Genomic DNA, 12,960 nt, shown 5'->3' with positions numbered 1-12,960 from the left:
GATTAACTTGTTACCCTCAATCTTGTACTGGTCGTTTCTGAGGATGATTAATGGTTTTCTCTTCCCATCGTCCTTCAAATAGTTTGGCGGTTTTGGTTTGAAGTCTTCTGGCAGTTCTCCGTTCCGCTTGTTCCTTAAGAGGGAGAAGAAACTCCTCCAAGCTTCAGCGTTCTTCCTACAAATTTGCTGAACCGTTGCCGAGCCGATTTTCCGCTTGAATTCCCCGTAAACTATCTTTTCAGTCTTGTTGAAGTCCACGATTTGCCCTTTGAAGAACTCCTGTCGTCTTAGATAATTAACCCTGTTCCAGGCCTTGGCTCCAGTGTCGGCTAACTCGAAGAGGGTTTTCTCTTGCTCTTTTGAGGGCTGGAGTCTTATGGTCACTGCTCGCTTCATTTCAAAGTATGGTATGGTTCTTAGGCTTTAAAATAGTTTGCTTTCCTGTTTAAGGACTGTTGGGTGGTAACTCCAGTTATGTTTTCGGTTATTTCCTCACGCTCACGAACCCGCTCTATGGCAACGTTAGTGTCTATGACAGCCATCTTAACCTCTCCTTGTCCTTCTCCCTAATCCGCTCGAGCTCCTTAGGAACGTCTATTTCCCCCCGACTTCTTTTATCCTGAGGAGCCTCCTAACCTCCTCGGCACTCATGCTCTCGGGTGAGCTCTCGATCAGCGCCCGTATGAACGCGTCTTTGAACTTCTTCTCGTCCACCCAGTCAGGAACCGAAATCGTCACGATTTTGCTCATCTCAAAACCCACCATAGAGTTCTGATTCCAGTTTGTTTTATTGAATTCCCCAGAAGGATCCAAAACACTCACTTCCCACATCAGTCCAGTCAACCCTTTTAAAGGGTTTTTCGATTGAGGCTCGGTGGTGGCATGGGCATCAAAATTAGCTGGGAGGAGTTCGCGAGGAGGATGGGAGTTGAGCCCCAGATCCTTGAGAACAGGGAGGCGAGGCTCCTGAAGAGGTTCGTGGGGGAGATAAGCTATCCGAGCCACTGCCGGTTCTGTCAGGGGCTTGATTTAACTAATCCCAATCCCGTTCACCACCCGAGCTACGAGCTGACTCCAGCGTGCAACCACGACTGCATATTCTGCTACTCCAACGTCGCCGTGAAGCTTGGAAGGGCCCCAAAGCCCGGCTACTACGGCTGGGATGACCCAAAGGCTATAACGGTCTCCCAGTACGGCGAGCCTTTGCTAAGCCCCCGCATCGTTGAGGTAAACAGGATGCTCCGCGAGCGCTTTCCCAACGCGAGGCTCGATTTACAGACCAACGGCTCGCTTTTGACCGAGGAGCTCTGGGAGAAGCTCGACTTCGACATCGCAATGATAAGCCTCGACGCCGCCTCGCGGGAAGGACACCTAAAAATAACGAACGCCGACACCTTCGAGGCGGTAGTTAATGCCCTCCGGATAGTTGGAAAAGACAAAAGCGTCCGCTCCGTGGTCAGGACGATATTCATGCCAGGGATAAACGACGGGGACATACCGAAGATAGCAGAACTGGCCTCTTCCCTCGGCGTTGACGAGATGCACCTCCAGCCACTCACGATACACGAGCTCAACGTCGAGCGCCTTAGGAAAGCGGGCCTCGACTTCGAGAAGGCCGAGAGCATTAGAGAGCTCCTCAAGGCTGCGATGAAGGCTGGAGAGTACATTGATGTCCGCATAAGCGGTTGCCTCCTCGCCCAGCTCAAGAGGATGGACGCGCTGACCCTCTTCAGCGTTAAAAGGGTCGCGAGGGAAGTTGCCCCGGTCGTCAAGAGGGAGAGGCAAAAGTGATAAATCTTTCCGTCTTATATTAAACGGTGAGGCCGTTGCTGTGGAAGTTGCTCTCGGCAGTCCTCCTCCTAACCTTCCTCGGAATTAACCTCTGGCTCTGGTTAATTAAGGCCGTTGGGAAGCTGGCGGGGATAACTGTCAAGAAGGTTCTGAGGGTCGAAATTCCGGGGAATGAGAAAAAGGGCCTTGAAAGGATTTTCACGCCAATCTGGATACTCATCGGGCTCTGGGCGAGCTTCAAGGTTCGTTGGGATATCTTAGCAATGCTCTTCGCCTTCCTCGCCTTCAGGAGCGGCGCCAACGTTGCAAGGGCCTTAGTTTACAGCGTCCACGACGGTAAGGTACTTGAGAGATACACCGGCGACAGCAGGGTTCTCTCCCTCATAGGGAAGGCCGCAAAGGCAAGCCTCCTTCTCGAGGGGGTTTTCGTCCTCGCCTTTGGACTGGCCTACAAGGCCATATCGGTAACCACCAGGCCCGGTGGGCTCTCCCGCGGGCCGTTTATAATCGAACTCTGGCTGGCCGGCCTCGGCTTCGGGGCCTTCTTCGGCTGGCTCATAGCGAGGAACAACCGGGGAATCCTTCTCGAAAACCAGGTAGCTGTGGTTTCTTTCTTCGCCGGGAAGAAGGGCAGGGAGAAGGCCGATGAGCTCGGGAGGAGAGTCAAGCTCAAAAGGTAACTTTTTAAAGGCCTCTCTTCCTTCAGGGGGCATGCTCAAATGCTCCCTCTGCGTCCATGATGAGAGAACGGCGAGGATAGACATAGTTGACGGAAAACCCCTCTGCAGGGAGTGTCAGATCTACCTGAGGCATCCGATAGATGGGATGGCCGTCAGGAGGGAGCTCGAAGAACTCATGGAGAAAGTCGACAGGGCAATCGTTGCCTACTCGGGCGGAAAGGACAGCGTCGTTGCCCTCTACCTAAGCAAAGAGGTCTACAAAGTTCCCGAGCTTGAGGCCGTTATGATAGACCACGGTCTGATGGCAAGGGAAGCTATAGAGAACGCCGAGAGGATAGCGGAACACCTCGGGGTTCCCTTTACGCTCTTACGCTACGACTACTCAGACATCTTCAGAAACGCCCTCTTAAAGGCCCAAAGTCCATGTAGGGCCTGCTCCAAGAGGACTATGGAGAAGCTGCGGAAGTACTCCCTCAAAAAAGGCTACCCCTACATCATAACTGGCCACGAGCTTCCCTTCGGGCACCACCCGTACAGGCTGATGAGCGGTGGGGTAGTTCAGGTAAGGCTCCTCTCCATGATGAGCGAGGAGGAGCGCTTTGAGATCCTCAAAAAGCTCCCCTTCGAGTTCCCGGAGTTGCCCGGCTACACGACCAACTGCCTCGTCCTCGGCCCTGCATTAGAGCTCTACTGGGAGAGGCACGGGCACAGCTTTGAGCACAGGAGGATAGCTGCGCTGGTAAGGTACGGCCTTATGAGCAGGGAGAGGGCAGAGAAGGAGCTTGAGAGACCTGAGGTTCCGGAGTGGCAGTGGAAGTTGGTCAGGGAAAAGCTCGGCTTAGACGCCCCCTGATTGCTTCCAAAGCAATCTCCAAAACCCTCTCAGGGTTTTCCTTAAAGCCCCCTCCGCGCGCCAGAACCTCGCTCCCTCCACCGCCTCCGCCGGTCTTAGAGAGAACCTCCCTCAGGACTTCCCTCATGTTGAGGTTTACCCCCCTGTTCTTCGCGAGGATTATGTAGTTCTTTCCCGCGAGAACCATAACCGTTCCGGGGTTCTTGTCAGCGAAGTTGACCGCGAAGGCCTGGGCGTCCTTCATGGGCGAGCTCTCGACGTGGGTAACGACCTTGATTCCGCCGATCTCCTGGGCGTCCTTGAGCAACGCCCTCCCCTTCCACTCCCAGAGTTCCCTCCTGAGGGAGTCCCTCTCAGCTTCAAGGCCCTCAAGTTCTTTCTTTAGCTCCCTCACCCTCTCAACGAGCGGGCGGTTCTTGTTGGGCATTTCGTTTAAGGCGCCCCAGTAATCCTCAAGAACTTCATCGAGGTATTTCAGGGCCCTTACTCCCGTCGCGAACTCTACGCGCAGGAGCTTTTTGCTCTTCCGGTAAACGCGCAGAACCTTGAGGAAGCCTATCTCACCGGTGCTCTTTACGTGGGTTCCGCCACAGGGGGTGACATCGACAGTTCCGATGCGGACTATCCTTATCGGGGGCCTGACCTTCGAGGAGACATCCTTTCTAAGGCGAGCCCTCAGTTCATCCGGGAGCTCAGCATAGACCTCGACCTCAACGGGTATGTCCCCCCATATGATCTCGTTCGTCTTCCTCTCGATCTCAAGGATGTCCTTCCACTTGAGCTCGCCGGAATGGTCTATCTCTATCTTATTGTATTCCGGGAATATCTGAAAGCCAGTGGTCTCAGCCCCGTAGAGGCCCTTGATAACCGCCGAGAGGATGTGCTGTCCGGTGTGGGCACGCATGTTCTCGTATCTCCATTCCCAGTCGAGTACAAGCCTCACTTCCTCGCCGACTTCCGGGATTCTGCCTTCAATAACGCCCTCGTGAACGATTTCGTCCTTTCCGGTTACCTTCTCAACGCGCACCTCAAAGCCGTTCCCTTCAATCCGACCCCTGTCGGATGGCTGCCCACCGCCTTCGGGGTAGAATATCGTCCTATCCAGAGTCAGCTTTACCAGCTTTCCCTTAACTTCGACACCGGTAATCTTGGCGTTCGCCTCTCTGAGGTAGGGATCCCGATAGAACAGCTTTTTCATCATACTACCACCGCTGAAGAATCGGCGGGGAGAATAAAAGGTTAAGCCCCCGCCCGGGAGCGGGCCTCGATTAACGCCTTAACCCTCTTCAGCCTGAAGAAGTTCTCGCGCTCTATCTCATCCAAGCGTTGCTTGATGAACTTGACCGTTGCCTCCATGCGCGGGATGATTATGTATTCAAGGGCGTTGACGCGCCTCTTGGTCGTCTCTATCTCCTTGGCGAGGCGCTTGAGCGTCTCCTCAACTTCGGCGAGGCGAACCGCGAGATCGAGGACTTCCTCGAACTTGTCGGCCGCGGCATCGACCTCGGGGGAGGTGGAAACGAAGGCATAGCCCCTTTCGGCCGCACCCCTCCTAAAGGACTCGGCCTCAATGAGGGGAACGGGGACGCCCATGATGTTTCTCTTCCTGATCTCCACTTCTCTGTTCGGCTTTACTGATAGGGCTGCCTCCTGAAGCCTGAGGTTCCCGGCGGAGAGCTGGGCCCTGAGAAGGGCCTCGAAGGCCACCTCCATCTTCTCGTTGAGCTCCCTCCTTAGGTTAAGGGCCTCGTCGTAGATGGTAAAGAACTCCATGATGAGGGCATCCTGCTTATCCTTGAGGAGCTTGTGGCCCTTCTTGGCCAGCTGGATGCGCCTCTTCAGGTTCAGGAGCTCCATTCGCGTTGGCTTCACGTTGAGCAGCTCTGCCATCTCGACCACCTAAAAATTTTGAGGGCTTAAGCCCTCTTCCTGTACTTCGGGTGGTACTTGAGGATGTACTCCTTCCTGACGCGCTTGAGCTCGCTCTCCGGCAGTTCCGCTAAGAGTTCCCAGCCGAGGTCCAGCGTTTCGAAGATGCTCCTGTCCTCGTCGTAGCGCTGGGCGACGAACTCCCTCTCAAAGCGGTCGGCGAACTTGAGGTACATCTTGTCGGTCTCGCTCAAAGCTTCCTCGCCGACGACTGCTACGAGATCCCTCAGCGACCTCCCCTCGGCGTAGGCGGCGTACAGCTGCTGGCTGAGCTGGGGGTGGTCTTCCCTCGTTCTCCCCTTACCAATGCCATCCTTCATCAGACGGCTTAGCGAAGGCAGAACGTCTATCGGCGGGTAGATACCCTTCCTGTGGAGCTCCCTGCTCAGGACGATCTGTCCTTCGGTGATGTAACCGGTAAGGTCAGGAATCGGGTGGGTTATGTCGTCGTCCGGCATGGTCAAGATGGGCATCTGGGTTATGCTCCCCTTCTTGCCCCTTACGCGACCGGCGCGCTCGTAGATAGTCGCTAAGTCGGTGTACATGTAGCCGGGGTAGCCACGCCTGCCCGGGACCTCCTCCCTCGCCGCCGAGATTTCACGCAAAGCTTCCGCGTAGTTGGTCATGTCTGTGAGGATAACCAAGACTTGCATGTCGTAGTCGAAGGCAAGGTATTCGGCAACCGTCAGCGCCATGCGCGGGGTAATGATTCTCTCGATGGCCGGATCGTCAGCTAAGTTGAGGAAGAGAACCGCCCTCTCTATTGCTCCGGTTTCTTCAAAGCTCTTCTTGAAGAAGTTGGCCTCCTCGTAGGTGATGCCCATCGCGGCGAAAACCACCGCGAACTGCTCCTCCTCACCTAAGACCTTCGCCTGCCTCGCTATCTGGGCCGCGAGCATGTTGTGCGGTAAACCTGAACCGCTGAATATCGGGAGCTTCTGACCGCGAACGAGGGTGTTCATGCCGTCCAGGGCCGAGATACCCGTCTGGATGAAGTCCCTCGGGTAAGCCCTGGCAACGGGGTTGAGCGGTGCCCCGTGCACGTCCCTCCTGTCCTCGGGGATGATCTCGGGTCCACCGTCTATGGGCTTTCCGATGCCGTTGAAGACCCTTCCGAGCATGTCCATTGAAACGGGAACCTTCAGCGTCTCCCCGGTGAAGCGGACGCGCGTAGTTTTGACGTCCAGATCGCGGGTTCCCTCGAAGACCTGAACGATCGCCATGTCCTGCCTGGCCTCAAGGACCTGCCCCTTCCTCTTCTCGCCACTCTCGGTCTCTATCTCCACGACCTCCCCGTAGGCGACCCCTCTGACTCCCTCGACGATCATGAGAGGGCCGTAGATCTTACTAACCGTTGAGTACTCCATCCCCGGCATTTTTCAACCCCCGTACTTCTTGAAGAGCTCCTCAAACTGGGCGTTGGTCTCCCCTATAAGCGCCCCAACCTTCTCCACATCCGGTTCGAACTTCATGCGCCCTATCTTTTCCCTCACCGGGAGCTTGGCTATCTCGTCAACGGGAACGCCCCTCTCGACTGCCGCCATGGTCTTTTCGTAGAAGTTGAGGATAACGCGCATCATCGTTACCTGCTTCTTCGGCGGGCAGTAGGTGTCGACCTCGTCGAAGGCGTCCTGCTGAAGGTAGTCCTCGCGGAGCATCCTCGTGACTATTAGAACGGCCTTCTCCTTGTCGGGCAAGGCGTCCGGCCCAACGATTCTAACGATCTCCTGCAGTTCCGCCTCCTTCTGGAGGAGGGCCATTGCCCTGTTGCGCATGCTCCTCCACTCCGGGTCAACGTTCCTGTGCCACCAGCCCTGTATCGCGTCCAGGTAGAGGGAGTAGCTCCTCAACCAGTTTATCGCCGGGAAGTGTCTCCTCCTCGCGAGGTCGGCATCGAGCGCCCAGAAGACCTTGACAACCCTCAACGTGTTCTGCACGACGGGCTCGCTGAAGTCACCGCCCGGCGGTGAAACGGCACCGATGACCGAAACGCTTCCAACTCTCTCGTCACTTCCCAAGGCGAGGACGCGACCGGCCCTCTCGTAGAACTCCGCTATCTTGCTCGCGAGGTAAGCCGGGTAGCCCTCCTCACCGGGCATCTCCTCGAGACGGCCCGAAATCTCACGGAGCGCTTCAGCCCACCTCGATGTCGAGTCAGCCATTAGAGCAACGTCGTAGCCCATGTCCCTGAAGTACTCGGCTATCGTAATTCCGGTGTAGATTGAGGCCTCACGGGCAGCAACGGGCATGTTGGAGGTGTTGGCTATGAGAACGGTTCTCTCCATGAGCGGCTTTCCAGTCTTCGGATCCTTCAGCTTGGGGAACTCCTCAAGGACATCGGTCATCTCGTTGCCGCGCTCTCCACAGCCGATGTAGACGACGACGTTGGCGTCACTCCACTTGGCCAGCTGGTGCTGGGTAACGGTCTTACCCGAACCGAAGGGGCCCGGAATTGCGGCCGTTCCGCCCTTCGCTATGGAGAAGAACGTGTCGATGGTCCTCTGGCCGGTTATGAGGGGGACCTCTGGCGGGAGCTTGTTCTTGTAGGGTCTCTTCACACGGACGGGCCAGCGCTGGTACATCTTGAGCTCCTCAACGCTCCCATCGGGCCTCTTGACCTTCGCTATGACCTCCTCGATCGTGTAGTCGCCTTCCTCCGCGATCTCAATTACCTCTCCCTCAATCCCGGGTGGGACGAGAACCCTGTGCTCGATGATGCTCGTTTCAGGAACAACACCCAATACGTCGCCGCCAACTACCCTGTCGCCGACCTTCACCATGGGGGTGAAGTGCCACCTCTTGTCCCTCGGCAGGGCCGGGGCCGTGAGGCCCCTCGCTATGAAGTCACCGCTCTTAGTCCTGAGTATCTCAAGCGGCCTCTGTATGCCGTCGTATATCGAAGTGAGCAGGCCCGGACCAAGCTCAACCGCGAGGGAAGTTCCAGTGCCCTCAACCGGTTCACCTGGCTTTACGCCTGCCGTCTCCTCGTAAACCTGTATAACTGCCCTATCGCCTTCAAGGCGGATTATCTCCCCTATAAGCCCCAGCTCGCCGACGCGGACAACCTCGTACATCTTGGAGCCCTTCATTCCGTCCGCGACGACGAGCGGCCCCGTAACGCGAATTATCCTTCCCATCTTCATTCACCTCTTCAACTCCACACCTATTGCCCTCCTAACTATCTCCCTTAGCTGGGCCTCTCCGAACCTGGAGCCGGATTTGTCCGGCACCTGAAGGATGATCGGAAACTTGACATCGGGCATCTCAATCTTCTGGGCGAGGGGCTCGGTTATGAGGATTATCCCAACGTCGCCTGCCTCGATGAGCTCCCCCAGCTTGTTCCTCAGCCTTTCTATCTCAAGGGGGCCGTCCCCAAAGGAATAAACCTCATGAGCCCCCGCAAGCTTAAAGCCGAGCGCGGTGTCCGGATCACCCAAAACGGCCACCTTCATGGGGCAAGCCCCCCTCCGATTATCGCCTTGATCCTCTCGGGGCTGAACCCGCTGGCCACGAGTCTGATAAGCGCCCTGAGTCTCCTCATCTCCCTCTCCTTCCTGAGGATATATGAAAGCGCCGTGGCAATGCTCAGGGGGTAGAACTTGGTGAGCTCCCCAACCCTCTGGAGCAGGTAGTCCTCAAGCGCGTCCCTAACCGCTGAGACGTCCTTCTCGGCCTCCTCCCTCACGGATCGTATAACCGGGCCGTACTTCGTTGAATCGAGCTCGGCCAGCGCCATTCCTAAGTCCTCCACGTTGAGCGCGGAGTCGAGTTTGAGCGTTCCCCCGGGCACTAGGCTCTTCCTTATCTCCTCGCCCGGAAGCCCGGCGGCCTTGCCCCTGAGGAGGGTTATGATGTTCGTAATGTCGATCTTCGTCCTCACAAACTCCCCGAGGATAAGCCTCTCCTCCTCATCCTTCCTTGACAGGGCGTAATCAAGGAGCTTGGAGTAGTAGATCCTGTAAAGCCAGGTTTCAAACTCAGTGAGGCTTATCTCGTCGAGTAGAAGCTTCTGGTAGGGCTCCTCGTACGGGGTGCCCTCGAGGATGACGAGGATCTCCTCCATGGTCTTCGCCTCCGCCATGGCCCTGACCCTCGGGACGATGGTGCCGATCTCGAGCACGTAGTCAACCGCAGGCTCTCCCCTCTTCTTTGCCTTGACGACGCTCGCTATGTTTCTGACGTCCCACTCCTCGAGGAGCAGCCTGAAAAAGCCGGAGACCCTGTCCGGAAGGATGTCCTCCATCAGTAAGTACGTGGAGGCAAGAGACCTCTCAAGAGCCCTCTCCAGCTCATCAACGGTCGTAGCACTGCCCATGAAGTTCTTGTAGTCGGTGTCCTCAAGGTTGACGATGAGGTTCTGGAGCGTCCTGGATTCGGCGAGCTCTCCAAGCCGCTGTTCGCTCAAAAGCTTGGCCTCCATCGCGTTTATCCTCGCGTTCGGATAGGAGTAGGGGGTGTACTTCCAGAGGATCTTGTAGGTCTTCCAGCCGAGCCACGTGAATACGACCCCGAGGGTCGTGTCGAGTATCGCGGTTAGCGTTGTGTCCGAGAGCATTGAGCCTCACCCGAAGAGAGCCCTAGCGATCTCCGCCCTGAGTTCGTTGCCGAGCCTCTCCATCCTCGCCTCGAAGGTGTTGTCAACCCGGACGACGCCCTCTACGTCGCTGACGACGACACCGCCAATGGTCTCGATGGGCTCTCCAAGGGCAATCTCGGCACCGACGGCCCTGCTGAACTCCTCCAGCCGCTTGGAGATGAGCTCAAGCCCCCTTCCATTCGACCTCACGACGACCCGCTGAACGCCGAGTTCGCCAACGGCCTCTTTTGTGAGGCCGAGGAGGGTCTCGAAGTAGTCCTCATCCGAAAGGCCCGAGAGCCGCTCCTTAACGGCCTTCATCACCTCACCTATGAGCTCCTCCTGAACGGCGAGCTTCTTCTTCCTGACCTCAAGTTTGGCGCTGGCTACTATGCGCTGCTTCTCTATCTCCGCCTGGGTCTTCGCCTTCCGGAGTATCCACTCGGCCCTCGACTGACCCCTCTTTCTGGCCTCCTCCTCAAGGCTTCGGGCGTTTTTCCTGGCCTCTTCGAGGAGGTACTGTATCTTCTGCTCCGCCTCCCTGTTTATCTCCTGGATTATGAGCTCCGCCCCTTCCATCTCTAACTCCCCCAGTGGCTGGGAAAAGCAAACGGGCTCAGAGCCCAACCCCAGTCGCTATCATGATGAGGGCGCCGACGAGACCGAAGATGGCCATGGTCTCGGCCATTGCCGCGAAGATGATGCCCTGGGTGAAGGTCTTCGGGTTCTTGGCGACCGCACCGATACCGGCACTGGCTATGATACCCTGCGGGATTGCGGAGAGACCGGTCAGGCCCACAGTTAGGCCGGCGCCGAAGAGGATGGCGCTCTTAACTATGTTGTCCGGCGTGTTGGCGGTAAACCTGAAGCCGCCGCCTATTATGCGGGCGCTGAGGAGTATAAGGAACAGTGTAATGAGGCCGTAGATGCTCTGGGTCATTGGCAGACCCTCAAGGATCAGAGCGTTCTTGAAGTTCTTCTCGTCCTCTGCAACCGCTCCTGCCGCCGCTGCACCCGCCACGCCCACACCGAAGGCCGAGGCCGCACCGGCCAGACCCGCGGCAAGGGCCGCACCGAGGGATACGTAAACTATCGGTTCCATTCCTCAAACACCTCCAGAGTCATTTTTTCTGCTGGACTCAACAACAACCTCCGACACTTCCCTCCGGGACATGAACGGGGTAAAGGGCCGGCCATCCCCGGAGTAGAAGGTGCCGAAGAACTCCACGTACTGAAGACGGAGAGAGTGAACGAACGCCCCGAGGGCGTTTATAGCGGTCGAGAAGAACTGACCGCCGAAGAACAAAATCACACCTGTTATCGGGCCTATGTAGAGGAACTTGATGCCCCATATCATCTGAACGAGGACGTTTACGACCATCGCTATCCCGCTGGTAGCGAGTGCGAGGGCCATAAGGCGGGCGTAGCTGAGCCACGTTCCAACGAAGCCGAAGAAGTCCGAGATAATGAGAAGCGCCGCGAGGCCCCCGTTGCTCACCACTTCGCCTATGGCGAAGAGCGTAAGCCCGATTCCGAAGAGCACCTCGGCAGACTCCACGAAGGCCGGGACGCCTTTTCCGGTGGCAAAGAGCACTATGCCGAGTATGACGAGCATCCAAGAAAGCTGATCAAAGAGAGCCCCTTTTCTTTCGCCGTTCTTCCATTTAACTATGAAGCCTATCGTATAGCCGACGAATAGGTGGGCGAGACCTATGGCGAGGGCGAGGATGAGGACGAACATCGGATCCCTGAGCGGGTCTGTTATGCGCCACATCCCGAAGTTGGGATTTCCGGTGAGGTACTGGCCCACGACGTCGAGGGCGTTTCCGAAATAGCTCCCGAAGAGGGCCCCCATTGTCATGGTAAAGAGGGAGCTCCAGAGGAGCGTGTAGGCGAAGCGGTACGTCCCGTCGTTGAACTTCTTGTGTCCTTTGACGAGCAAGGCCGCGACGATGCCCACTATCATGCCGTAGAAGAAGTCGGTGAGCATAAAGCCGAAGAAGAAGGAGTAGGTGAACGCTATTATAGGCGTCGGGTCGAACTCGTTGTACTTGGGAAAGCCGTACATTTCGGTGAGCATCTCAAAGGGCCTGGCCCATCCAGGGTTGTTGAGCTTTATTGGTATCTCGTCGAGCTCTTCCTCACTCGGCCGGCTGAACCTGAGGTAGACGATGCCGTCGGTAAGCTTCCTCACTCCCTCCTCCACTTTTTTCGCCTCGCCCTCCGGAAGCCAGCCGGTGAGGGCAAATGTCATGTTGGTCCTCGCGAGCATGTTTAAGGCGCTGGCCTTGTTCCTCTCGTTCTCAACGAGTTCAAGGTAGAACCTCAGGTCATCGTAGCGCTCACTGGCTATCTCAGCGGCCCTTCCGTAGGCGTCCTCAAGCTCCCGCTCCTTCCTTCCGAGGAGGTTCTGATAGGTGCGAACGAGCTCGTAGGGCCTTCCCTCGCCCTCGGGTATCTCTATCCTCTCAAAGGAATGCTTCGCGAGGACTGGGTTCGCCCTCTCGTAGTCCGAGGTGAGGAGAACAACCGCGAGTACAACAGTGTCCCCCCTCTCCTTCGGGACGAGGACCACCCTTCCCCCTAAGGCCTCAAGCAGCTCCCTCTCCAGGGAACCGTAGCGGATCTTCTCGACCTTCCCGACGAGAACCTGGGCAATGCCCGAGTGCCTCAGATAGGAGACGTCAACGTCGAACTCGGAGAGGAGCTCAAGGGCCGCTATCTCGGAGCGTATCCTCTCCATTTCCGTGTTGAGGGAGTTTATCTCGCCCTCCACCTCCCTTATCTCCGGCTCCACTTCGGAGAGGAACGCCTCAACGTCATCGATGAGCTTTTCTATACCCTGGTAAACGTACCGACGCTTCTTTCGCTCGGGCGGGAATATAAACTCCCTGATGCCCCCCTTCTTGGCGGGAAGGTGAAGCCTGAGGAAATCGGCCATCCTGGACATGATTATACTGTACGAAGCGGCCTTCCGGTAGAACTCGTTTGGCGCATCCCTCTGGGCCTCCTTCACCTGGACCTCCCTCACCTCAACCGCGCCCATCTCATGGAGGTAGGTGAGAACGCTGTCCCGGTAGCGTTCGAGGGTTATCATCTCAAGCTTCAGCATCGGCGTGGGCCGGAACATC

14 protein-coding genes are annotated in these 12,960 nt (G+C 56.9%); 3 read left to right on the top strand and 11 right to left on the bottom strand.

What is annotated here, in order from left to right:
- Both MVB78_RS06740 and MVB78_RS06735 read right to left on the bottom strand, forming a co-directional pair.
- Positions 1-396 (bottom strand): helix-turn-helix domain-containing protein (locus tag MVB78_RS06740; RefSeq protein WP_367270999.1); only part of this gene is annotated, 396 nt, incomplete at its 3' end.
- A 198-nt stretch (positions 397-594) separates the two neighbouring features.
- Complete coding sequence (locus MVB78_RS06735) at positions 595-750, bottom strand: hypothetical protein (protein WP_297489598.1); 156 nt, start codon at positions 748-750, stop codon at positions 595-597.
- 132 nt (positions 751-882) lie between these two features.
- On the opposite strand from MVB78_RS06735, the gene MVB78_RS06730 reads away from it, so the two are divergent.
- From MVB78_RS06730 to MVB78_RS06720, 3 genes are read left to right on the top strand one after another with little or no spacing between them, the layout of a single operon-like run.
- Positions 883-1,791, top strand: a complete 909-nt coding sequence (locus MVB78_RS06730) for a radical SAM protein (protein WP_297489596.1) — start codon at positions 883-885, stop codon at positions 1,789-1,791.
- Between the two features lie 26 nt (positions 1,792-1,817).
- On the top strand, positions 1,818-2,471 hold the full coding sequence (locus MVB78_RS06725) for a hypothetical protein (RefSeq protein WP_297489594.1): 654 nt from the start codon (positions 1,818-1,820) through the stop codon (positions 2,469-2,471).
- A gap of 31 nt (positions 2,472-2,502) precedes the next feature.
- A complete protein-coding gene (locus MVB78_RS06720) occupies positions 2,503-3,324 on the top strand; it encodes a 7-cyano-7-deazaguanine synthase (RefSeq protein ID WP_297489593.1) in 822 nt (273 codons plus the stop codon).
- On the opposite strand, the gene MVB78_RS06715 is transcribed toward MVB78_RS06720, so the two are convergent.
- From MVB78_RS06715 to MVB78_RS06675, 9 genes are read right to left on the bottom strand one after another with little or no spacing between them, the layout of a single operon-like run.
- Positions 3,293-4,525, bottom strand: coding sequence for a DHHA1 domain-containing protein (locus MVB78_RS06715; RefSeq protein ID WP_297489591.1), 1,233 nt, complete (start codon positions 4,523-4,525; stop codon positions 3,293-3,295). The genes MVB78_RS06720 and MVB78_RS06715 overlap by 32 nt on opposite strands.
- Before the next feature lie 38 nt (positions 4,526-4,563).
- On the bottom strand, positions 4,564-5,214 hold the full coding sequence (locus MVB78_RS06710) for a V-type ATP synthase subunit D (protein ID WP_297489617.1): 651 nt from the start codon (positions 5,212-5,214) through the stop codon (positions 4,564-4,566).
- A 26-nt stretch (positions 5,215-5,240) separates the two neighbouring features.
- Positions 5,241-6,629, bottom strand: coding sequence for an ATP synthase subunit B (locus tag MVB78_RS06705; RefSeq protein WP_297489590.1), 1,389 nt, complete (start codon positions 6,627-6,629; stop codon positions 5,241-5,243).
- Positions 6,630-6,632: 3 nt separating this feature from the next.
- Complete coding sequence (locus MVB78_RS06700) at positions 6,633-8,390, bottom strand: ATP synthase subunit A (RefSeq protein ID WP_297489589.1); 1,758 nt, start codon at positions 8,388-8,390, stop codon at positions 6,633-6,635.
- Between the two features lie 6 nt (positions 8,391-8,396).
- Positions 8,397-8,705, bottom strand: a complete 309-nt coding sequence (locus MVB78_RS06695; protein WP_297489587.1) for a V-type ATP synthase subunit F — start codon at positions 8,703-8,705, stop codon at positions 8,397-8,399.
- The gene (locus MVB78_RS06690) at positions 8,702-9,808 is read right to left on the bottom strand and encodes a V-type ATP synthase subunit C (protein WP_297489585.1); all 1,107 of its coding nucleotides are present in this window, start codon (positions 9,806-9,808) and stop codon (positions 8,702-8,704) included. Before MVB78_RS06690 ends, MVB78_RS06695 begins: the two co-directional genes overlap by 4 nt.
- Positions 9,809-9,814: 6 nt before the next feature.
- Positions 9,815-10,408 carry a V-type ATP synthase subunit E gene (locus MVB78_RS06685; protein ID WP_297489583.1) on the bottom strand — a complete coding sequence of 198 codons (594 nt, stop codon included), beginning with the start codon at positions 10,406-10,408 and terminating at the stop codon, positions 9,815-9,817.
- A 37-nt stretch (positions 10,409-10,445) separates the two neighbouring features.
- Complete coding sequence (locus tag MVB78_RS06680) at positions 10,446-10,931, bottom strand: V-type ATP synthase subunit K (RefSeq protein WP_297489581.1); 486 nt, start codon at positions 10,929-10,931, stop codon at positions 10,446-10,448.
- Between the two features lie 3 nt (positions 10,932-10,934).
- Positions 10,935-12,959, bottom strand: coding sequence for a V-type ATP synthase subunit I (locus MVB78_RS06675; RefSeq protein ID WP_297489579.1), 2,025 nt, complete (start codon positions 12,957-12,959; stop codon positions 10,935-10,937).
- Position 12,960: the final 1 nt, after the last annotated feature.

The organism is Thermococcus sp. (assembly GCF_026991495.1).
GTDB lineage: Archaea > Methanobacteriota_B > Thermococci > Thermococcales > Thermococcaceae > Thermococcus.
The sequence above is the reverse complement of the archived record's forward strand: the minus strand, read 5'-3'. Positions and strand labels throughout refer to the sequence as shown.